This is a genomic window from Streptomyces sp. Y1, from assembly GCF_041053115.1.
In the GTDB taxonomy this organism is placed as follows: Bacteria; Actinomycetota; Actinomycetes; order Streptomycetales; family Streptomycetaceae; genus Kitasatospora; species Kitasatospora rubellomurina.
The window spans coordinates 7,800,123-7,822,269 of sequence record NZ_CP163445.1 but is presented as its reverse complement, the minus strand read 5'-3'; the positions used below and the strand labels follow the sequence as shown (position 1 = coordinate 7,822,269).

The 22,147-nt window shown below is 72.6% G+C and carries 15 protein-coding genes; 6 read left to right on the top strand and 9 right to left on the bottom strand.

Annotation, left to right across the window (positions count from 1 at the left end; translation table 11 throughout):
- Window positions 1-235: 235 nt before the first annotated feature.
- Complete coding sequence (locus tag AB2U05_RS34045) at window positions 236-1,204, top strand: NAD-dependent epimerase/dehydratase family protein (RefSeq protein WP_369185351.1); 969 nt, start codon at window positions 236-238, stop codon at window positions 1,202-1,204.
- Window positions 1,205-1,207: 3 nt separating this feature from the next.
- Here AB2U05_RS34045 and AB2U05_RS34040 read toward each other — a convergent pair whose 3' ends face one another.
- The 7 genes from AB2U05_RS34040 to AB2U05_RS34010 form a co-directional block, all read right to left on the bottom strand.
- On the bottom strand, window positions 1,208-3,256 hold the full coding sequence (locus AB2U05_RS34040; protein WP_369186039.1) for a SpoIIE family protein phosphatase: 2,049 nt from the start codon (window positions 3,254-3,256) through the stop codon (window positions 1,208-1,210).
- Between the two features lie 344 nt (window positions 3,257-3,600).
- The gene (locus AB2U05_RS34035; RefSeq protein ID WP_045699807.1) at window positions 3,601-4,869 is read right to left on the bottom strand and encodes a sugar ABC transporter permease; all 1,269 of its coding nucleotides are present in this window, start codon (window positions 4,867-4,869) and stop codon (window positions 3,601-3,603) included.
- A 71-nt stretch (window positions 4,870-4,940) separates the two neighbouring features.
- The gene (locus AB2U05_RS34030) at window positions 4,941-5,729 is read right to left on the bottom strand and encodes an ATP-binding cassette domain-containing protein (RefSeq protein ID WP_369185350.1); all 789 of its coding nucleotides are present in this window, start codon (window positions 5,727-5,729) and stop codon (window positions 4,941-4,943) included.
- 60 nt (window positions 5,730-5,789) lie between these two features.
- A complete protein-coding gene (locus AB2U05_RS34025; protein ID WP_369185349.1) occupies window positions 5,790-6,911 on the bottom strand; it encodes a sugar ABC transporter substrate-binding protein in 1,122 nt (373 codons plus the stop codon).
- A 298-nt stretch (window positions 6,912-7,209) separates the two neighbouring features.
- Window positions 7,210-8,043, bottom strand: a complete 834-nt coding sequence (locus AB2U05_RS34020; RefSeq protein WP_369185348.1) for a hypothetical protein — start codon at window positions 8,041-8,043, stop codon at window positions 7,210-7,212.
- Window positions 8,027-8,923: an aldo/keto reductase gene (locus AB2U05_RS34015; protein WP_369185347.1), complete on the bottom strand. Its 897-nt coding sequence runs from the start codon at window positions 8,921-8,923 to the stop codon at window positions 8,027-8,029. The genes AB2U05_RS34020 and AB2U05_RS34015 overlap by 17 nt, the downstream gene beginning before the upstream one ends.
- A complete protein-coding gene (locus tag AB2U05_RS34010; RefSeq protein WP_369185346.1) occupies window positions 8,920-9,768 on the bottom strand; it encodes a cupin domain-containing protein in 849 nt (282 codons plus the stop codon). The genes AB2U05_RS34015 and AB2U05_RS34010 overlap by 4 nt, the downstream gene beginning before the upstream one ends.
- A 258-nt stretch (window positions 9,769-10,026) precedes the next feature.
- On the opposite strand from AB2U05_RS34010, the gene AB2U05_RS34005 reads away from it, so the two are divergent.
- Complete coding sequence (locus tag AB2U05_RS34005; protein ID WP_369185345.1) at window positions 10,027-12,333, top strand: FG-GAP-like repeat-containing protein; 2,307 nt, start codon at window positions 10,027-10,029, stop codon at window positions 12,331-12,333.
- Between the two features lie 148 nt (window positions 12,334-12,481).
- Window positions 12,482-13,219, top strand: a complete 738-nt coding sequence (locus tag AB2U05_RS34000) for a hypothetical protein (RefSeq protein WP_369185344.1) — start codon at window positions 12,482-12,484, stop codon at window positions 13,217-13,219.
- Between the two features lie 11 nt (window positions 13,220-13,230).
- On the opposite strand, the gene AB2U05_RS33995 is transcribed toward AB2U05_RS34000, so the two are convergent.
- Window positions 13,231-13,950: a hypothetical protein gene (locus AB2U05_RS33995; protein ID WP_045699782.1), complete on the bottom strand. Its 720-nt coding sequence runs from the start codon at window positions 13,948-13,950 to the stop codon at window positions 13,231-13,233.
- A 172-nt stretch (window positions 13,951-14,122) separates the two neighbouring features.
- Window positions 14,123-16,204 carry an elongation factor G gene (gene fusA / locus AB2U05_RS33990; RefSeq protein ID WP_369185343.1) on the bottom strand — a complete coding sequence of 694 codons (2,082 nt, stop codon included), beginning with the start codon at window positions 16,202-16,204 and terminating at the stop codon, window positions 14,123-14,125.
- A 496-nt stretch (window positions 16,205-16,700) separates the two neighbouring features.
- On the opposite strand from fusA, the gene AB2U05_RS33985 reads away from it, so the two are divergent.
- The 3 genes from AB2U05_RS33985 to AB2U05_RS33975 are packed head-to-tail and all read left to right on the top strand — an operon-like array spanning window position 16,701 to window position 22,145.
- Complete coding sequence (locus AB2U05_RS33985; RefSeq protein ID WP_369185342.1) at window positions 16,701-18,191, top strand: Dyp-type peroxidase; 1,491 nt, start codon at window positions 16,701-16,703, stop codon at window positions 18,189-18,191.
- Between the two features lie 16 nt (window positions 18,192-18,207).
- Window positions 18,208-20,319 carry a flavin monoamine oxidase family protein gene (locus AB2U05_RS33980; protein WP_369185341.1) on the top strand — a complete coding sequence of 704 codons (2,112 nt, stop codon included), beginning with the start codon at window positions 18,208-18,210 and terminating at the stop codon, window positions 20,317-20,319.
- Window positions 20,316-22,145, top strand: a complete 1,830-nt coding sequence (locus AB2U05_RS33975; RefSeq protein WP_369185340.1) for an alpha-keto acid decarboxylase family protein — start codon at window positions 20,316-20,318, stop codon at window positions 22,143-22,145. Before AB2U05_RS33980 ends, AB2U05_RS33975 begins: the two co-directional genes overlap by 4 nt.
- Window positions 22,146-22,147 lie beyond the last annotated feature (2 nt).

Genomic DNA, 22,147 nt, shown 5'->3' with positions numbered 1-22,147 from the left:
TTAGACGCCGTAGTCGTACCGGTTACGGTGGGCCTCAGTTCGATCGAGGCGGCTGAGTTGGTGATCGTCAGCCGGGTGCATGCATGAAGGCAGCCCGAGCGTGGATGCCGCGTACCGGTGCGACGCCCTGTACGACACGTGCGCGAACGCGGCCGCAAGCGTCACATCGTGGTGGGTTCTCAGTCCCGCACGCCGCGCTATGGTCCGGCGGCCGTCGCCCTGCCACGATGGCCTGATGCGTATTCTGATCATGGGCGGCACCCGGTTCGTCGGTCTGCACTTCGCCCGGGCGGCGCTCGCCGCCGGGCACGACGTCACCGTGCTGCACCGCGGCCGCTCCGGTGCCGACCTGCTCCCCGACGCCACCCACCTCATCGCCGACCGCGACGCGGACCTGTCCGTGCTGCGCGACCGCAGCTGGGACGCCACCGTGGACGTCTGCGCCTACTTCCCGCGCCAGGTGCGGGAGTTGGCCGCCGCACTCGACCCCGGCGCCGCGGGGCGCTACCTCCTGGTGTCGTCGATGTCCGTGTACGACACCCCCGCCGGCCCGGCCTTCACCGAGGACTCCCCGCTGCGCCCCGCGGACGGCCCGGAGCCCGACGCCGTCACCCCCGCCACGTACGGCCTCCTCAAGGTCCAGTGCGAGCGGGCGGCGCGGGAGGCCTTCGGGCCGGGCACGCTGCTGGTGCGCCCCACGTACGTGATCGGCCCCCACGACTACACCCACCGCTTCGACCACTGGGTGCAGCGCCTCGCCCGGGGCGGCGAGGTGCTGGCCCCGGGCCGGCCCGACGCGCCGGTCCAGGTCGTGGACGCCCGCGACCTCGCCGCCTGGATGCTCGGCCTGCTCGAACAGGGCGCCTCCGGCGCCTACCACGCCGCCACTCCCCCGCCGTTCACCATGCGCGACCTGCTCGACGCCGTGGCCTCGGCGGTCGCCCCGGCCGGCACCACGCTCACCTGGGTGGACGACGACTTCCTCCGGGCCGCCGGCGTCCCCGAGCGCGCGCTGCCGCTGTGGTCCGCCGACCCGCGGGCCCTGGCGACCAGCACCGGCGACCCCGCGGCCGCCGTCGCCACCGGCCTGACGCTGCGTCCGGTGGCCGACACCGCGCGGGACATCGAGCCGTTCGAGCCGCTGCCGCAGGCGCTGACGCCCGAGCGGGAGGCCGAGCTGCTGACCGCCTGGCACCGGCGCTGAGCGTCACGGGCCCGCCGGCCTGCCCGTGCGCGGCAGCGGACGGGCGCGGGCGACGAGCAGCGCGACGTCGTCGTGTCCGCCCTGGTGGTGCAGGGCGGCGAGGAGGAGGTCGCAGGTCTCCTCCGGGGAGGGGCGGGGCCGGCCGAGGAGGTCGGTGAGGGCGGCGAGGCGGGTGTCGATGTCGTGGTCGCGGGTCTCCACCAACCCGTCGGTGTAGAGCACGAGTTCGTCGTCGACGGCGAGGCCGAGCAGGGTGTCGCGGAAGGCGACGCCGCCGACGCCCAGGGGTGCGCCGGTGGGCAGGTCGAGGAGGAGCGGCGGGCGGCCCGGGCGGGTGTGGACCGGGGGCAGGTGGCCGGCGGTGGCGATGCGGCAGCGGTGCCGGTGCGGGTCGTGGACGGCGTAGACGCAGGTGGCGATGGCCTCGCCGAGGCCGGCGACGATGCGGTCGAGGTGGGTGAGGACGGCGGCGGGCGCCAGGTCGAGTCCGGCCAGGGTCCTGGTGGCGGTGCGGAGTTGGCCCATGGTGGCGGCGGCGTTGATGCCGCTGCCCATGACGTCGCCGACGACGAGGGCGGTCCGGTCGGCGCTCAGCGGGATGACGTCGAACCAGTCGCCGCCGACCTCGCCGACGCTCGCCGCGGGCTGGTAGCGGTAGGCGACCTCGAGTCCGGGCGGCCGCGGGAGCGGCCCGGGCAGCAGGTGGCGCTGGAGGGTGAGGGCGGCGTGGCGCTGGCGCTGGTACCAGCGGGCGTTGTCGATGGTGACGGCGGCGCGGGCGGCGAGTTCGCCGGCCAGCACCAGGTCGTCGTGGTCGAACGGCTGCGGGTTGCGGGCGCGCTTGAGGTCGAGGGCGCCGAGGACCTGGCCGCGGGCGCGCAGCGGTACGGCCAGGTAGGAGTGGACTCCGGCCTGTCGGAGCCGTTCGGCGGCCTGGTCGTCGCGGGCGATGCGCGGCAGGTCGCGGTCGGTGACGCGGGCGAGCAGGACGGGGCGGCCGGTGCGGGCGCAGCGGGCGACCAGGCGGGTGGCGTCGTAGCGGGCGATCTGTCCGACCGGGTCGGCGGCCTCGGTGGCGGGTGTGGGGTAGCCGGCTTTGACGGCGAGGGCCCGGAACAGGGTGGGGCCGCCCTTGTCGGCCGGGGGCGGGCTGTCGGTGAGGACGCCTTCGAGGACGTCGACGGCGGCGATGTCGGCGAACTCCGGGACGAGGACGTCGGCGAGTTCGCGGGCGGTGGTGTCGAGGTCGAGGGTGGTGCCGATGCGTTCGGCGGCGTCGGCGATCACGGTGAGGCGGCGCCGGGCGGCGGCCGCGGCGGTGGCGGCCCGGTGCTGTTCGGTGACGTCGACGACCGAGACGGCGACGCCGATCACCCGGTGGGCGGGGTCTTCCAGTCGGAAGAAGGACGCGGACCAGGCGTGCTCGGCGTGGGGGTCGGCGTGGGTGCGGCCGGTGGTGAACTGGTTCAGCAGCGGGGTGCCGGTGGCCAGTACCTCCCGCATCGCCGCCTCGATCGCGTCGGCGTCCAGGAACGGCAGGGCCTCCCGGACGGTGCGGCCCAGGATGTGGGCGGCGGGGATGCCGTTGATGCGTTCCAGCGCCGGGTTGATCAGGACGTAGCGCAGGGCGGTGTCCATGACCGCGAGGCCGATCGGGGACTGTTCCATCAGGCGCAACGACAGTGCGAGGTCCCGTTCGAGGCGGCGCAGTGTGGCCTGCTTGGAGGCCAGGCCGAGGGCGTAGTACCGGCCGCTTACGTCCTCCAGGCGCATGTTGCGGAACTCGGCCAGCAGTGTGGTTCCGTCCTTGTGTCGCACCGGGAAGACTCCGGCCCACGCTCCGCCGCCAGCCATGACCTGGGCGAACAGTGACAGCACGTGTTCCCGGTGTCGTTCGTCGACCAGCAGGCGGGCGGCGGGGTGGCCGAGTGCCTCGGCCGCGCGGTAGCCGAAGAGGTCCTCGGCCTGCGGGCTCCACAGGACGATCCGGCCCTGCGCGTCCAGCACCACGGCGGCGACGCTCAGGACGTCCAGCAGCCCGCCCGGGTCCATCGCGGGGTCCCGGTCGGGCGGGGCTTCGCCCTCCGGGACCTCGTGCTCGGCGTCCATCCGGCCACCTCCTCCCGCCGGCGCGCCGGTGCGCGGCGACGACGGCGGCTTCGGTTCACTCCATCGTCCCGCCCCGGCCCGAAGCCGCCAGCCGGGCCGCCGCGCGCGTCGCCGCCCGCCGCGCGGTGGGCGGCACCGCTCGGCGACGCGGCGAGGCCTTCCCGCACCGTCGGGATCACCCGGGGCGGTCGGCCGGGGCCGGTCCGTCCCGGGGCCGCACCCGCCCGGCCCGGGGACGGCCGGTCGGGAGCCCGGACGGACCGGCGGCCTTTCGCCGGGCCGTCCGTTCAGGCGCGGCCGGCGGCGCGCTGGGTGCGGCGGGCGAGGGAGTCGACGACGACGGCGGCGAGCAGCACCGCGCCGGTGATCATGAACTGGATGGCGTTGCTCAGGCCCTCGATGTTCATTCCGGACTGGATCGAGCCGATCACCAGGGCGCCGAGCAGCGCCGACCAGGTCTTGCCGCGGCCGCCGAACAGGCTGGTGCCGCCGATGACGGCGGCCGCGATGGAGTTCATCAGCAGGTTGCCGCCGCCGGAGGTCTGGCTGGCGGACTGGATCTGCGCGGCCAGGAAGAGGCCGCCGACCGCCGCCATGGTGGAGCAGATGCTGAAGACGCTGATCCTGATCCAGGCCACGTCGATGCCGGCCCGGCGGGCGCCCTCGATGTTGCCGCCGAGTGCGAACACCTTGCGGCCGTAGGTGGTGCGGCGCAGCACGAAGTCGAGGACCACGATGAAGATCAGGAAGATCAGCAGCGCCAGCGGCAGGCCCTTGTACTGGTTGAGGGTGTAGGCGGCGAGGAAGGCGATGATCGCCAGGACGACGGTGCGCACGACGATGTCGGTCATCGGCCGGTACGGGACGCCGGCCGCCTTGCGCCGGGCGGCGTCGACGAGGGAGGCGATGACGAACAGCGCGATGCCGATGACCGCCGCGCCGTAGGCGGCGATCTGCTGGCCGTAGATGGTGGTGTAGAGCCGGGAGACGATGTCCTTGCCGGAGAGGTTGACGGTGCCGGTGGCGCCGAGGACCTGCAGCATCAGGCCGTTCCAGCCGAGGTTGCCGGCGAGGGTGACGACGAAGGCCGGGACGCCGACCTTGGCGAAGAAGAGGCCGTGGATGACGCCGACGGCGGCGCCGCTGGCGAGGGCGACGAGGAGTGCGACCCACTGGTTGACGCCGTTGTTGACGTTCAGGACGGCGAACAGGGCCGCGCACAGGCCGCTGACGTAGGCGACCGACAGGTCGATCTCGCCGAGCAGCAGTACGAACACGACGCCGAGCGCGATCATGCCGGTGCCGACGATCTGCTGGGAGAGGTTGGACAGGTTCTGGGCGGAGAGGAAGCTGCTGTTGAGGCTGCCGAACACCACCCAGATGACGATCAGGGCCACCACGACGGGCAGTGAGCCGAGTTCGCCGCTGCTGACGCGGCGGCGGAACTCGGCCAGGTAGCCCTTGATGCCTTCCTGGCGGACGATCAGCCGGGGGTCGACCGCGGGGGTGGCTTCGGGGGCCACCGGGACGGGGGCGTTGACGCCGCCGGTGGGCATGGAGTCCTCGGGCAGCGGGACGCGGTCGCGCCCGGGTTCGCCGCCGGGGGTGTTCCCCGGGATGTGGTCGCTCACTGGGAACCCTCCTGGCCCCGGGCCCTGCGGCGGGTCACGGCGTTGTCCGTGGCGCCGGTGATGGCCGAGATGATCTCTTCCTGGTTGGTGTAGCGCTTGTCGAAGACCCCGTTGTTGCGGCCGAGGCGCAGCACCGCGACGGTGTCGGCGACGGCCATCACGTCCGCCATGTTGTGGCTGATCAGGATCACGCCGTGGTCCTGTTCGCGCAGTCGCTCGACCAGGTCGAGCACCTGGGCGGTCTGCTCGACGCCGAGGGCGGCGGTCGGTTCGTCCAGCATGACGACCTTGGGCGAGCCGATCAGCGCGCGGGCGATCGCGACGACCTGGCGCTGGCCTCCGGAGAGCGAGGCGACGGGGATCCGCACGCTGGGGATGCGGATGGAGAGGGTGTCGAGCAGGCCCCGGGAGCGCTTCTCCATGGCGACCTCGTCGAGGATGCCGAGGCGGCGGATCTCGCGGCCGAGGAAGAGGTTCCCGACCACGTCGAGGTTGTCGCAGAGCGCGAGGTCCTGGTAGACGGTGGCGATGCCCAACTGCTGGGCGTCCTGGGGGCGGTGGATGGTCACCGGCCTGCCCTGCCACTCGATGACGCCCTCGTCGGGCTGGTGCACTCCGGCGATCGCCTTGACCAGGGTGGACTTCCCGGCGCCGTTGTCGCCGACCAGGGCGACGACCTCGCCGGCGTGCACCTCCAGTTCGATGTCGGTGAGCGCCTGGACGGCGCCGAACCGTTTGGAGACCCCGCGCAGGGCCAGTACGGTCTCACCTGCCACAGTGACCAACTCCCTTGCCCCGCCTCCCTCGTGGAGGCGGGGCGTGTTCGGCTTCGGAGGTTCCGGCTGCTACTGGAGGCCGGCGGCCTTGCAGGCGTCGGCGTAGTCCGGTGTGCAGATCTGGGCGACGGTGTAGAAGTCGTCGGCGACCACGGTGTCCTTGACCTTGTCCTTGGTGACGACGATCGGGGTGAGCAGGTTGGCGGGCACCGTGTTGCCGCTGCCGTTGGTCACCGTGGTCGGCACGAGGGTGGAGTCCAGCGGCTTTCCGGAGGCGAGGCCGACCGCGATCTGGCCGGCCGCGTCGGTCTCCGGCTTGAGCGGCTTGTAGACGGTCATGGTCTGGGTGCCGGCGACGATCCGCTGGATGCCGTCGAGCTGGGCGTCCTGGCCGGTGAGCGGGACGCTGAGGCCGGCCGCCTTGAGGGCGGTCGCGACACCGGCGGCCATGCCGTCGTTGGCGGAGTAGGCGCCGACCACGTTGGCGGCGCCGATCGCGGTGATCGCGGCGGCGGCTTCCTGGTTGGCCGTGTTCGGGTCCCACTGCGGGGTGTCGAACTCCTTGCCGACCTTCAGCTTGCCGTCGATCGCGCTGTGCGCGCCGGCCTTGAAGTCGGCCGCGTTGGGGTCGGTGGGCGAGCCGTTGATCATGAAGATCTCGCCCGCGCCCGCCTTGTCCCCGACCGCGGCGACCAGGGCCTGGCCCTGCAGTTCGCCGACCTTGTGGTTGTCGAAGGAGACGTACGCGTCGACCGGGCCCTGGGCGAGCCGGTCGTAGGCGAGCACCTTGACGCCGGCGTCGTGGGCCTTCTGGACGGAGGACTGGATCGCCTTGGAGTCGACCGCGTCCAGGATCAGCACCTTGTCGCCCTTGGTGAGCGCGGTGTCGACCTGGGTCTGCTGGAGCGTCGCGTCCTGGTTGGCGTTGTAGTAGTCGATCTGTGCCTGCGGCGCCAGTTCCTTGATCTTCTTCTCGAGCAGCGGCCGGTCGAACTGCTCGTAGCGGGTGGTCTTGGTCTCCGGCAGCAGCAGGCCGATCCGGACGGCGCCCACCGCGGCGCCGCCGCTCGCGCTCGCGCCGCCCGAGGAGCCGCCGCCGGAGGACTGCTTGGCACTGCCGCAGGACGCGGCGCCCAGGCCGAGGGACACGACGGCGGTGACCGCGAGGACGCGGCGGAGCCCGATGCTCATGAGGATGCCTCTCCGGTTGGGTCCACCCCCTCGCCTCCGAGTCTGGGAAGCTTCGGGCGCCACGACGATCCCGGTGCGCCGAACGGGTTGCGGATCCGCCCGGGTGCCGCACGCCGCCGGCCGACCGGCCGCCGACCGGGTGACCGTCCCGGGAATGCGACGGACTCCGCCTCGCCGGCCGAACGGTCAGCGTGGCGGAGTCCGTGGTGCCGGCTCAGGAGCCGACTGTCTGCCAGGCCCCGTACGGGCTGTCGGTGCCGGCCGAGTCCGGGGCGGTGAGCGCAGTGTCCTGAACGGGTCATCCGGTGATCGCCGAGAGCCGCCTTCGCAGGGGCTCCTCCAGGTCGAGGTTGTCACCTCGAGTAGTTGTCTGCAGAAGTTCAGTGATGACGACCAGTTCAGCGAACTGCCCGGCTGGCGTGTCGAGGACGTGGGCGAGTCGGTGACGGACCAGGGCGGCGGTGTCCGGCACCAGGAGGCTGTACGAGTACAACAGCGCCGCGTCGTACCCGGCAGGTGCGACGCCCCAGCCTTCCCAATCGAGCACGGTGAGGGCCGGACTTGTGAGGTTGGCCCAGTGCAGGTCACCGTGGGCCGTCGTCCAGGCGGGCACCTTCGTGTCGATCGGGATGCCCAGGTACTTGGGCATGGCGCGATCCAGATATTCCTGCCGGACCGCCACTCGGTCGCTGGGAATGGTGGCGATGGCCGCGAGAGCGGTGCTGAGCCCGTCCCACCAGGCGTTGTCCAGGTCAGGCGCTTCCCGGAGGATCGGCTCGTCGGTCGTGATGGTGGAGGCAGTGACCTTGTCGTACAACTCCGCCAAGTAGCCGTGCCCGTCCTCGGTCCAGGTACGCCGCTCCCGCAGATGCGGCCTCGGTACCGCAGGAGGCATGAGCCGTTCCGCCTCCTGCGGTCCCTCCCAAAGCTTCCCGCCGACCTTGTCGGCCGGAGCGGACACCAGGCGGAGCCAGCCCTCGCCGGACGCCGAGGCGACCGGGCGGCCGAGGGTACGCCCACGCCAGCCCCACGCTTCGCGGGCGCCGATCGGCGTCGCGTCGAGCGCCGCTGCCGCTGTGGCGTGCATCCCGCGCATCCGCTTGGCGGTGTCCGGCTCAGGTTCCGAGTACATCAACGACCCTTCGGAGTAGGTCCGGAGACAACGACGGTTGGCCGACTATGCCGGCGGCCCGCATCCAGTGTTCCGGGTTTCCCGTCGACAGGAGCACGCGCCTCACCCCTGGGGCTGAGGCGACGACGGCGAGGGAGGTCTCGGCAGCGGTTTTGCCAGGGGCGATCAGCTCGGAGAGCTCCGGGGTCACCATGCCGGGGATCTCGCCGCCGTGGAGCGGGGCGGACGCGAACACCTCCAGTCCCCCGGTCAGGGCGTCGGCCAGCGGGCCTCGGCCGTCGAGAGCCTGGGCGACGGGCGCCAGGTGGACGAGGGAGACCGGGAGCTGGATTGCCCGCAGATGATGGTTCGGCCCGCCCGCCTTGGTCGCGAGTTCGATCAGCGTAGGCACGTCGAAGAGGCCACTACTGAATCCTTGCCAGGTCGCCACTCCGTAGGCGCTGATGATCTGTTGGCTGCACGCCTCCTCCAGAGCCAGGAAGGCGTTGTAGAGCCGGCCGGTGATCTCGGCGTCCGGGCAGACATGCTCGGGGTTGTGCACGAACACGAGGTCGGGTACCCGGCCGAGCATGAGCTTGGTGCGCGCGAGTTGCCAGGCGATGTAGTCCGGGGCGAGGCAGTGCCCGCGTTCGGCGTCTGCTGCGGACAGCGCACCGGCTCGCACAGCGATGTGCCTGGCACTGGTGGGGATGAAGCCCACCTTCGTAGAGACGCGCAGCTCGGGGTAAGCAGCCAGAATCACGGCGAGAGACGTCTCCGCCTGGCCGCCTGCGTAGTTGGGCGCGGTGTCCACCCAGTCGGCGCCTCGGGAGGCGGCCATCAGCGCAGCCTCGGCCACATCGTGACAGCGGTAGGTGCCGAGGCCCAGCTGGGTGGTCATCGTGGGCCTCCGATCGCGGCAGCCTGGCCGTCGACCAGCTCTGTCACGACACCGGCCGCCTGCGCGAAGGTGATGCCTGCGGCCTGCGCGAGATCGGCCAGCCGGTGAGGTTCCCCGTCTGCGAGGAGCGCGAGCATCGGTTCTGCCTTGGCGGCAAAGGTCCACTCCTCGCCGCCGGCGGTAAGCCGGACGGTGTCGTCGGGCATGGCAGTGAGCGCGGGCCGCGTGGTGATCAGGCGTACCTGCAGGTCGGCATCCGGTGGGACCGCCGTGAGGTGGGGCAGCGACGGTGCGAGGCGGGCTCGCTCGGTGGCGTCGCGGGCGGAGGAGAAGCGGGCGAGCAGGTCGTCGCGCTCCAGCTCGGTCGCGATGAGCGTGCCGATCGTGTCGAGGAAGGCTCGCTGCTTCTCGGTGGCCTCGAAGCGCGGGACATCCGCCCGGACCGCCTCGTGGGCGCGCAGCTTCTCCGACAGCCAGGTGATCAGATCGGCGCCCGTCGTGCTCTGCAGCCCGCACGTGACGTGCAGCGAATGCTGGCCCTCGGAGGCGGCGACGGCGTGCCACCAGCCCCGAGGCAGATAGAGCACGTCGCCGGCGGTGAGGACCAGATCGGCGACGGGCTCGTCGGGCGGCGGCTCGGGCGTCTCGACGTCGCGGTGCATCGGCACCGTGCGAGTGGGGCCGTAGATGCGCCAGCGCTTCGCGCCGTCGAGCTGGACGACGACCACGTCGTGATCGTCCCAGTGGGCATCCAATCTCGTCGCAGCGACTGCCAAGCGGCTCCGTCGATCGGCTCGATGATGTGAGCCAGTCCGTTGGGCCTGTCTGCAGGGGGGGTGGCCCATCCTGCTGGTGGGCCTTGGATCATCGACTCGGAGGATAGGTGCGGCCCGACATCGGGCCAAGGACGGCGGTCTGCTGGAGTGATCAGCTGACGTCCGATCTGCCGATCCGATGAATCGGTCCACCTCGGAGTCCGGGCGGCGGCGGGGCCGGGGTGTCGCTGACGGGGGCGGGTGGGGGGATGGCCGAGCATCGGAGACGTTCGTGACCGACCGGTCCCTGCCTGGGCCGCTCGGGTCGGTGGCCGGAGGGAGAGGTGGATGGGCAGGATGCGGTGGATCGGGGGGTCGCTGCGGGCGCTCCTCGCGGTGGTGCTGGTGGCGGTGGCCGGGTCGGCGGGGGTGGTGGGGTCGGCCGGCGCGGTGGGCGCGGCGGCGCCGGCCGGGCCGCTGTTCGCGCCGAAGGCGGCGTACAAGGCGGGGCACTATCCGTTCGAGGTGGCGCTCGGGGACTTCCACGGGACGGGCCACCTGGACATCGTGGCGGGCAACAACATGGACAACACCGTCTCGCTGTTCCCGGGCAACGGTGACGGCACCTTCGGCGCGCCGACCACCCTCCCGGTGGGCGACGAGCCCGGTCAGCTGGTGGCCGCGCGGTTCACCGGCAGCGGGCGGACGGACCTGGCGGTGGTCGCCGGGGCGCACCCGACGAGCAACGTCGGCTCGGTCGAGGTGCGGCTCGGCAACGGCGACGGCACCTTCCAGCCCGCGCACAGCTACGACGTGGGGGCGTCCCCGACCGGGCTCGCGGCGGCGGACCTGCGGGGCGCCGGGCGGCTCGACCTGGTGACCGTCAACAAGAACGACAACACGGCCTCGGTGCTGCTGGGCAACGGCGACGGCACCTTCCAGCCGCGGCACGATTATCCGGTGGGCAACGATCCGGAGGGCCTGGCGCTCGCGGACCTCACCGGCCGCGGGCGGATCGACCTGGTGGTCACCAACAGCCACGACCACACCGTCTCGGTGCTGCTGGGCAACGGCGACGGTACGTTCCAGCCCCGGCACAACTTCCCGGCGGGCCAGTTCCCCCGAGGTGTCGCGGTCGGCGACCTGCGGGGCGTCGGGCACCCCGACCTGGTGGTGGCGGCGGCGGGTGACGACGCGTTCGCGGTGCTGCCGGGCAACGGGGACGGCACCTTCGGCGCGCCGACCGAGTTCCCGCTGGACAAGGGCAGCTTCCCCGCCGACGTGGCGGTCGTCGACCTGAACGGCGACGGCCGCCTCGACCTGGCCGGCGGGCTCAACGACGCCAACGTCTCGGTGCTGCCCGGCAACGGCGACGGCACCTTCCAGCCGCGGCAGGACTACCGGATCTCGGCGTTCGGGGCGCGGCTCGCGGTCGGCGACCTCAACGGCGACGGCAAGCCGGACGTGGTCGCGGGCGACGACAGCTCGGTCGACGTCCTGCTGAACATCGGCAAGCGCCCGGTCACCACCGCCCTGTCCTCCTCCGCCAACCCCTCCGGCTACGGCCAACCGGTGACCTTCACGGCCACCGTCTGCCCCGTCCTGGCGAGCGCCGGCGCCCCCACCGGCTCGGTGACCTTCCGCGACGGCGCGACCGTGCTCGGCAGCTCGCCCCTGCAGCCGGACGGCAGTGCCCGCTGCGGCCTGGCGACGCTGAGCACCTCGGCCCTCGCCGTGGGCCCGCACGACCTCACCGCCGAGTACACCGGCGACGACCGCGACCTCGGCGCCACCTCCGACGTCCTCACCCAGGACGTCACGCGGGCCGCGGTCGTCACCACGCTCGACTCCTCCGCCGACCCGGCCCCCTTCGGCAGCCCGGTGACCTTCACCGACACCGTCTGCCCGGCGCCGCCCAGCACCGGCCCGGCCGCCGCGCCGACCGGCACGGTGACCTTCGCGGACGGCGGCACGACCCTCGGCACCGGCCGGCTCGCCCCGGGCGGCGGCACCAACTGCTCGTCCACACAGATCAGTTGGTCCCACCTGCTGCCCGGGACGCACACCGTCACCGCGCAGTACTCGGGCGACGACGACTACCTGCCGGGCGCGGTGGAGAGCCGCTCGCAGCAGATCGGCTGCGAGCGGACGATCACCGGCCCGGCCGGGTCGGTGGTGGCCACCGGGCCGAGCACCTGCCTGGTGGACGCCACGGCCGACGCGGTGGTGGCGGAGCCGGGAGCGGCGCTGTTCGTCACCCGCTCGACGGTCGGGAGCCTCGTCTCGCACGGCGCCGCCTTCCTCGGGGTGTGCGCGAGCACCGTCACCGGGTCCGTCGAAGTGGACGGCTCCAGCGGGTTCGTGGCGATCGGCGACCCCGTCGACGAGGGCTGCGCGGGCAACCGGATCGACGGCTCGGTCGTCCTGACGGACAACGCCGGCGGGCTGGCGCTCGTCGACAACCGGATCGGCGGCAGCACCGTCGTCGACGGCACCAGCGGCGCGGGCCCGTTCCCGCACGACGACCGGGCCCGGATCGCGGCGAACACCATCGCCGGCTCCCTCGCCTGCTCGGGCAACACCCCGCCGCCGAGCGACGACGGCCGGCCCGACACCGTCAGCGGCCCGCGCACCGGGCAGTGCGAGAAGCTCTGAGCGGGCGTTCGGCACGGAATTCCTGCGGCACGGACTCGGTTCCAGGTTCTCCTGGCGACCGGGTCCGTGCCCGCGACAGCGGTCAACCGCCCCGCAGGCCGCGGTAATGCGGATGACAGCGGCCGGCCAGGTCGACCATGATCGGTCGGTGGCCGACACCGTGGACGTTCTGGAACTGCGCATCATCTGCCCGCCGGCTGCCGAGGTCGGGCTGGAGGTCCGCCCGATCATCGGCGGACGGGACGTGTTCGCCGGCTCCCGCTACCGGAGCGTCAGACCGAGGCACCTGCTGGGTTCGGCCGGGCCGTTGCGGGCCACCGCCACCCCTCGCGAGGTCCGCATCGCCACGACCGGATGCGCGGAGGAGTGCTGCGGCGCCGTCCACGTGACGATCAGGCGCGAGGCGGAGCACGTGCTCTGGACGGGCTGGCGCAATCCGATGGACGAGGACTTCGGCGTGCCCGCCTGCCGGTTCTCCGCCGCCCAGTACGACGCCGAGGTCGCCCGGGCCGAGGCGGACCGCAGCTGGCAGTGGCCCGGCACGATGGTCGCCGACCTGCTCGAAGCGAAGCTGACGGGAGACGGCAGCGGGCTGGCCGCGTGGGACTGCGAACTCGAAGCGATCTGGGACGGTTGGAACGAACCCGACCGGATCGACGTCGTGCTGCGCCATCCCCGCGGCTGTGACGAGCGCGAGGACCACTGGCTCCAGTTCGGGATCAGGCTGCCGATAACCGCGGACGACCCGGTCGGCCAGGCGGAGCGACTCGAAGCCCGGCTGACCGCCGAGGATCCCCGTGCCACGGCGCAGGTCTGGGGCGGTTCGCCGGCGGCCGCCGAGAAGCTCGGCTACCGCTGGCCGCCGGAGTACCCGTGGGACTCGTGAGCAGGCGCCCCTCATCCCTGCCGAACGCCCTCCGGGCCGAGCCGGGGTTCACCGGCAGCGGGGGCGGTGGCGCTCCCGGGCTGTCCGCCCGCCCCGGCGGACCGGAGCCGGGTGAGGCCCCGTTCGGAGTCCGCCAGCCCCCAGGCCGAGCTTCCGGCCACCAGCGCGGAGAGCACGATGGCGATCCACAGGAGCTGGTAGGTGTTGTCCGCCCTCCCCAGGTCCCCGGGGTGCGCCGGGTCGATCCGGAGGGTCACGGGGAGGGACCCTCCGTGCTCGCCCGTGCCGTGGTACGTCCGGCCGTTCACGACGTAGGTGTAGAAGCACTTCTGCCCGCGGTCCCCGGTGGAATCGCACTCCGCCGTCAGGGCCGGGACCTTGAGCGTCGCGGTGTCGTCGAGGTCGCGGCCGTGGAGCCAGGCGCTGAGGCAGAGCGCGAACAGTGCGCTACCGACCCACACCAGGACGGCCATCAGGAAGGCGACGACGGTCGATGCGCGCAGTTTCCGCTCGGTCTGCGGGACTCGGCGGACCCGCCGCCGCCACACGGCGGTTCCGGCGATCACGCCGAGACCCGTGATCAGCCAACCGGCCTTCCACTGGGGTGAGCACCAGGCCCCCGACGCGGTGGTGAGGGCCCCTGCCAGGACCACGCCCGTCGCGCCCAGGGCCGCACGGCGCACGAAGGCCGGCTCGACGGCTGTCGGGGTCGTCATCCGATCGATCGCCATCACCCCAGCATCCAGCGGCGGGCGCCCCGGCGCCAGGCCTTCGCCGGTTCGGTGAGGAAATTGTTCGGTCGCGCTCGCCCCCAACTCCCTGACCGGACAGGCGAGTCCGCACGCGGGAGGCCGGCCGCCCCCGCTCCGCGGCAGGGGCGGGGGCGGGGGCAGCCGGGCCGGTTCACGCGCCGGGCGCGGGCGCGTAGCCGGCCGGGCGGGTGGTGAAGGTGCCGCGGCCCTGGGTGCGGCTGCGCAGGCGGCTCGCGTAGCCGAACAGTTCGGCCAGCGGGACCACCGCCGCGACCCGGCCGGGGCCGGTCTCCCGGATCTGGCCGCGCCGCGCCGCGAGGTCGCCGAGCACCGCGCCGAGGGCGTCCTCCGGTACGGTCACCGTCACCTCCGCGACCGGCTCCAGGAGTTGGAGGCGGCTCGCGCGCAGTGCCTCGCGCAGGCCCTGGCGGGCGGCGGTGCGGAAGGCCAGGTCGGAGGAGTCCTTGGGGTGGGTGCTGCCGTCGGTGAGGGTCACCCGCACGCCCGTGACCGGGTGCCCGCCCAGCGGGCCCTCGGCGAGGGCCTCGCGGCACCCCGCCTCCACGGCCTGGACGTACTCGCGCGGGACGCGGCCGCCGATCACGGTGGAGCCGAACACGAAGTCCTCCGTTTCCCCGCCCGGCTGCACGTCGAGGACCAGGTGGGCGAACTGGCCGGCGCCGCCCTCCTGTTTGACGTGCCGGTGGACGAACCCGGTCACGCCCTCGACCAGCCGCTCGCGGTGGGCGACCTGCGGGCGGCCGGTCACGGCGTCGATGCCGTGCTCGCGGCGGATCTTCTCCACGGCGACCTCCAGGTGCAGCTCCCCCAGCCCCGACAGCGTCCGCTGCCCGGTCTCGGCGTCCGTGCGCACCCGGAGCGACGGGTCCTCCTCGGCCAGGCGGGCCAGCGCCTGAGCGAGCTTGTCGGTGTCGGCCGTGCGCCGGGCCTCGACGGCGACGGTGACGACCGGCTCGGCGCTGACCGGCGCCTCCAGCAGGATCGGCGCGGCGGGCGCGCACAGGGTGGCGCCGACGCGGGCCGCCTTGGGGCCGATCACGGCGACGATGTCCCCGGCCACGGCGTGGTCGCTCTCGCGGTGGCTGTCGGCCTGCACGCGCAGGATCCGGGAGACGCGTTCGGGGCGGCCGGTGGTGGTGTCCAGCACGGTGTCCCCCTTCTCCAGTCGGCCGGCGTAGACGCGCAGGTAGGTCAGCCGTCCGGTGGCGGTGACGTTGACCTTGAACGCCAGGGCCGTGAACGGCTGTTCGGGATCGGCGGCGCGCTGCTGCGGCGTGTCGTCGGCCGTACCGGTGACGCCGGCGACCGGGGGGACGTCCAGCGGGGAGGGCAGGTAGGCGACGGCGGCGTCCAGCAGCGGCTCGATCCCGCGGTTGCGGTACGCCGATCCGCACAGCACCACGACGGCCTCGCCGGTGCGGGTCAGCTCGCGCAGGGCGGCGGCGAGGGTGGCGGCGCTCAGGGTGCCGTCGGCGCAGAACTCCTCCAGCGCGCCGGGGTGGAGGGAGGCGACGGTCTCCGCCAGGGCGTGCCGGCGGACGGCGGCCTCGGCGGCCAGGTGCTCGGGGACGGGCCCTTCGCGCAGGCGGTCGTCCGCCCAGGTGAGCGCGCGCAGGCGCAGCAGGTCGACGACGCCGGTGAACGCGTCCTCGGCGCCGATCGGCAGCTGCACGGCCAGGGGTTGCGGGTGCAGGCGCTCGCGGATGGAGGCCAGCGCGGTGTCGAGGTCGGCGCCGGCACGGTCCAGCTTGTTGACGAAGGCGATCCTCGGCACGCCGTGCCGCTCGGCCTGCCGCCACACCGACTCGCTCTGCGGCTCGACCCCGGCGACGGCGTCGAACACGGCGACGGCGCCGTCCAGCACGCGCAGCGAACGCTCGACCTCGTCGGCGAAGTCGACGTGGCCGGGGGTGTCGATGAGGTTGATCCGGTGCCCGTTCCAGGCGCAGCTGACGGCCGCGGCGAAGATGGTGATGCCCCGGTCGCGTTCCTGCGGGTGGCAGTCGGTGACGGTGGTGCCCTCGTGCACCTCGCCGCGCTTGTGGGTCTCGCCGGCGAGGTAGAGGATCCGCTCGGTGACGGTGGTCTTGCCGGCGTCGACGTGGGCGAGGATGCCGAGGTTGCGGACGGCGGCGATGGTGCCGGTGCTGGCGGTGGTGCCGGTGCTGGCGGTGGTGCCGGTGCTGGTGCTGGTGCTCGTGGTGGTGCGCATGGCCCGGGTGCCCTTTCGGAAGTACCGCGGAAGGAGGAGGGGCGCGCGATCGGTGAGCTGACGGCACGTCGGGGGTCGGTTCGCCGACCGGACGGGCGATGGCGGCGAAGGCCGCGGGTCTCAGGAGGCCGTCGGGCTCCAGCGGTGCCGGCCGCGCAGCGGGCACCGCACGAGCGGGGACACCAGGATCACCTCGAACCGGGACGCGGGGGAGGGTGCGGCGGTGCGCTGCGCGGTCACGGCCGCTCCCCCCTTCCGCTGCTTCCGGTGTCGCTCGGGCGCGCCGCGGGGCCCGGTCGAACGGGCGGCGGCGCGTGTCCGTGGGAGAGCTTAGGGAAGGCCCGCCGCGCGCCGCACCGGGTTATTCCGCGCCGTCCCGTCGAGCGGGCCACCACCGGTTGACAGGACTCTCGACGGCGCAGCTACGTTGGGTAGCAGGCCTCTCACCTTTCGTGACTTCTGTGCCTGCCCGCCCACCATCGCGAGGAACCCCAGCATGACCACGACCCCCACCCGTCCCACCGCCGTGCCCTCGATCGAGCAGCTGCCGCAGCCGAAGCTGCGCACGAACACCGACATCCAGGGCAACGTCCTGGCCGCGTTCAACAAGGACTTCACGGACTTCCGCTACCTGCACTTCCCGGACGCCGCCAAGGGCCGCGGCTGGCTCGCCGCGATCCTCAACACCGTCGCGACGACCAGCGAGACCGAGGACTTCAACGAGCAGTTCTCGCTGGCCCGCCGGGCCTTCGGCCGCGACCCCGTCGCGGCGGTCGTCCGCTGCGGGGTCTCGCTCACCTTCGAGGGCCTGCTGACCGTCGCCGTCAAGCCCGACCAGGTGAGGAAGGACCTGAGCACGTTCACGGCGTTCTGCGCGGGCGCGGCCGCCCGGGCCAAGGACCTCGGGGACACCGCCGAGAGCGACCCCGGGCACTGGCTGTTCGGCGCCGGGACGGGCGACAAGGTCGTGCACGCGGTCCTGATCGTCGCCGCGGACACCGACGAGCTGCTGCAGGAGAAGCTCAAGAACCTCGACACCGTCGAGCAGACGCACGGGATCAAGCGGGTCCACATGGACCACGGCCGCACCCTGACCGGCGCGATGAAGGGCCACGAGCACTTCGGCTACAAGGACGGCATCTCCCAGCCCGGCGTCAAGGAGTTCCACCGGGAGGACCCGGAGCACAAGGGGTTCCGCGACAACCGCGCCGGCAGCGAGCTGATCGAGCCGGGCGAGTTCGTCTTCGGGCACAAGAGCGAGATGGGCGACCGGAAGGCGCCGGCGTGGATGAAGAACGGCTCGCTCCAGGTGGTGCGCCGGCTGCGCCAGGACGTCGCGGGCTGGAACGAGGCCGTGGTGGACGGCGTCAAGCAGTTCACCGGGACCATGGACGCCAACCGGCTCGGCGCCTGCCTGGTCGGCCGCGAGAAGAACGGCACGCCGCTCGCCCCGCCGGTCAGCGCCGTGGCCGGTCTCGGTGGCGACCGCAACGACTTCGACTACGAGAACGACCCCGTGGGCGAGCACACCCCCTGGGTCGCCCACATCCGCCGCACCCACCCCCGGGCCTTCGCGGGCGTCGGCGACCACAAGCCGAAGAGCCACCGTGTGATGCGCCGCGGCATCCCGTACGGCCCCGAGTTCCCGGGCGGCGCGGACGACGGCAAGGACCGCGGGCTGATGTTCGTCTGTTACGGCACCTCGCTGGAGGCGCAGTTCGAGCTGGTCCAGCGGCACTGGTCCAACGACCCGGAGTTCACGCCCGGCCTCGACACCCCCACTCCGCACCCGCACAACGGCTTCGACAAGGTCACCGGCCTGGCCGGCCACGCCTCGATCGCCCTCGCGGACGGCACCCACGGCACCGTCGACATGAAGCGCTTCGTCCGCACGACGGGCGCGCTCTACGCGTTCACCCCCTCGATCAGCACGCTGCGGCTTCTCGCCGAGGGCAAGGACCTCCCCAACACGCCGGTCGGCTCCTGAGCCGCGAGGAGAAGCGATGAGTGAGAACCCCGTCATCGAGGGCACGGCCAAGGACCGGGCCCGCTGGCAGACCTGCCGGCAGCTGGCGCGCGAACTGCTGCTGATCGGGCCGGACGACAAGGACCTGAAGCTGCGCTACCTCGACGTCCTGATCAAGGACGGCATCCCGCCGGCGGACGAGAGCAAGGACGTGCTGATCGTCGGCGCGGGCATCGCCGGCCTGGTCGCCGGGAAGCTGCTGAAGGACGCCGGGCACAACGTCACCATCCTGGAGGCCAACGCCAGCCGGGTGGGCGGGCGGATCAAGACCTTCCGCGCCGCCGACGACGACCTGGACGGCTCGTTCAGCGACCCGATGCAGTACGCGGAGGCCGGGGCGATGCGGCTGCCCAGCTTCCACCCGCTCACCCTGGCCCTGGTCGACAGCCTGGGCCTGAACCGGCAGCTGTTCTTCAACGTCGACGTCGATCCGGACACCGGCAACCAGAACGCGCCCGTCCCGCCGGTGGTCTACGAGTCCTTCGAGCCCGGCAAGGTCTGGACGTACGGCGCGGACAGCCCGGACTTCCGCGAACCCGCCAAGCGCTTCAACTCCTGGATCCGCACCAACCGGGTCCAGGCCCGCCGGCGCGAGTACGCCGCCGACCCGAGCTGCGTCAACGAGGGCTTCCACCTCACCGGCGACGAGGTGCGGATCACCGCCGCCGACATGGTCAACCAGGCCCTGGAGCCGGTCCGCGACTACTACTCGGTGATCAAGGACGGCAAGCGGGTGAACAAGCCGTTCGACGAGTGGCTGGACGGCTGGGCCCGGGTGATCCACGACTTCGACGGCTACTCGATGGGCCGCTTCCTGCGCGAGTACGCGGGCTTCAGCGACGAGGCCGTCGAGGCGATCGGCACGATCGAGAACATGACCTCCCGGCTGCACCTGGCCTTCTTCCACACCTTCCTGGGCCGCAGCGACATCAACCCGAACGCCACCTACTGGGAGATCCAGGGCGGCAGCTGGAACCTGCCCCGCGCGCTCGCCGAGGAGCTCAAGGACGAGCTGCGGATGGGCGAGCGGATGATCCGGATGGAGTACTGGGACCCGCGCCGGGACGGCGGCGGCGCCCGGCACGTCGGCCCGACCGGGCCGCAGGTCGCCGTGCTGACCGTCCCCGAGGACGACCCGAACGCCGAACCCGAGGTCTGGAAGGGCGACTTCGCGATCGTCACGGTCCCGTTCTCCGCCCTGCGGTTCGTCCAGGTCACTCCCCCGTTCTCGTACAAGAAGCGCCGCTCGATCATCGAGACCCACTACGACCAGGCCACCAAGGTGCTGCTGGAGTTCTCCCGCCGCTGGTGGGAGTTCACCGAGGCGGACTGGAAGACCGAGCTCGACTCCATCGCCCCCGGTCTGTACGAGTTCTACCAGCGGGCCGGCGAGGAGGACGCGGAGGCGGCCGGGGCCGCCGCCCACAACGGCCACCGGCCGCCGCGCAACCTGCCGGACCTGCTGCTCGGCGCGCACGCGAGCGTGGACGAGCGCCGGATCAGCCGGGGCCAGCGGGAGGTCTACGAGCACACCCCGCTGCTGCGGGCCAGCGTGCGCCCGGCCACCAACTGCTTCGGCGGCGGCTCGACCACCGACAACCCGAACCGCTTCATGTACTACCCCTCGCACCCGGTGCCCGGCGGCGAGGGCGGCGGCGTGGTGCTGGCCAGCTACAGCTGGTCGGACGACGCGGTGCGCTGGGACTCCATGGAGGACGACGAGCGCTACGTCTACGCGCTGCGCAACCTCCAGTCGGTGCACGGCCGGCGGATCGAGGTGTTCTACACCGGCTGCGGGAAGACCCAGAGCTGGCTGCGCGACCCGTACGCCTTCGGCGAGGCGGCGGTGTACACCCCGCACCAGATGACCAGCTTCCACCTCGACGTGGTCAAGCCGGAGGGCCCGGTGCACTTCGCGGGCGAGCACGTCTCGCTCAAGCACGCCTGGATCGAGGGCGCGGTGGAGACCGCCGTGCGGGCGGCCATCGCCGTGCACGAGGCGCCCCCGCCGCCGCCCCCGGCGCAGCCGGAGATCCGGCCCGAGGCGCGAGTCCGGCCCGAGGGCCGGCAGGAGGCGATGACCCGATGAGCGGCGACGAATGGACGGTGGCCCGCTACCTGGCCACCAGGCTGGAGCAGTTGGGCATCCGGTACCTGTTCGGGGTGCCGGGCGACTTCCTCGGCCCGTTCCTGACGATCATGCAGGAGACCACCGGCGTGCGCTGGATCGGCACCCCGACCGAGATGGGCGGCGGCTACGCCGCGGACGCCTACGCCCGGGTGCGGGCCGCCGACACGGACCCGGAGAAGGGCGAGGTGGGCGTCGGCGCCGTCGCGGTGACCTACGGGGTGGGCGCGTTCAGCCTGCTCAACGCCATCGGCGGCGCCTACGTCGAGGACGTGCCGCTGATCGCGATCAACGCGGCGCCCTCGTACGAGCAGTGGCTCAACCAGCAGGCGGTCGGCCTGCTCACCTCGCACATGAGCCCGCGCCGGGAGAGCAACCTGGCGGTCTACCGGCAGGTGACGGTGGACGCGCAGCTGCTCTCCAACCCGGGGCTCGCGCCCTCCCAGATCGACAGCGCGATCACCGCCTGCCTGACCGAGCGCAAGCCCGTCTACCTGGAGGTGATGGAGGACCTCTGGCACGCGCCATGCGCGCCCCCGCAGGGCGAACTCCGGGCGCACGGACGGACGTTCACCAAGCGGAACGAGGAGATGCTGGCCAAGGCGGTCAAGGCCGCGGTGGCGCTGATCGACGCGTTCGGCACCCCGATCGTCTGGGCCGGTGAGGAACTGGTCCGCCACCGCCTGGAGGACGAGCTGCTGGACTTCGTGCAGAGCACCGAGATGCAGTTCTGCACCACGGTCGGCGCGAAGTCCGTGGTCTCCGAACGGCATCCGCGCTTCGCCGGCGTCTACAACGGCAAGGCGAGCCTGCCCGAGATCCGGGAGACCTTCCAGAACGCCGGGTGCCGGATCGGCCTCGGGACCTGGTCCACGTCCAAGAACCTCGGCGGCGAGCAGTCCATCGGCGACGACTGGATCGTGGCCGCCCGGGACGGCGTCAGCGTCGGCTCCAAGTACTTCCCCGAGGTCCAACTCGGCCGGTTCATCCGGGCGTTGCGCGACGCGCTGAACGGGCGGACCTTCCCGGCCGACCACTTCGCGCTGGCACACGCGGCCGGCCTGGACGTCCCCGCCAGCACGGCCGCCTTCCTGGACTCGCTGAGCGCCACCGAGTACCCGGCGGAGCTGACGTACGACAGCTTCTTCGCGCACATGAACCACTTCCTGGAGCACCGGGCCACCGGCGGGGACCCGCAGGCGCCCTCGCCGTTCACCGTGGTCTCGGACGCGGCGTTCGCGCTGCTCGGCTCGATGAACCTGCGGATCACCGAGCGGGCCGGCTTCCTGGCGCAGAACAGCTGGCTGTCCATCGGCTACTCGGTCGGCGCGGCCACCGGCGTGGCGCTGGGCCGGCAGCAGCCGATGAAGCGGCCGCTGGTGTTCGTCGGCGACGGCTCGTTCCAGGAGATCTGCCAGGAGCTGTCCACCCAGGTGCGCCACCACCTGCGGCCGGTGGTCTTCGTCCTGGACAACGAGGGGTTCTACGGCATCGAGCAGATGCTGGTCAGCCCCTGCTACTACAAGGACAGGCCGTCCAACGGGGCCGACTTCTACAACGTGCTGCACCCGTGGCGGTACGAGAAGCTGGCCGAGGTCTTCGGCACCGACAAGGACCGGATGCACGGGCGCGAGGTCAGCACCCACGCCGAGCTCGACGCGCTCCTGGCGGAGATCGCCGACCCCGGCAACGACCTCAACCACGCGCCGATCCTGGCCCGCGTCCGGCTCAGCCGGCACGACTACCCGCGGGCGCTGCAGTACAAGATCGACGAGAAGTGCCCGTGACC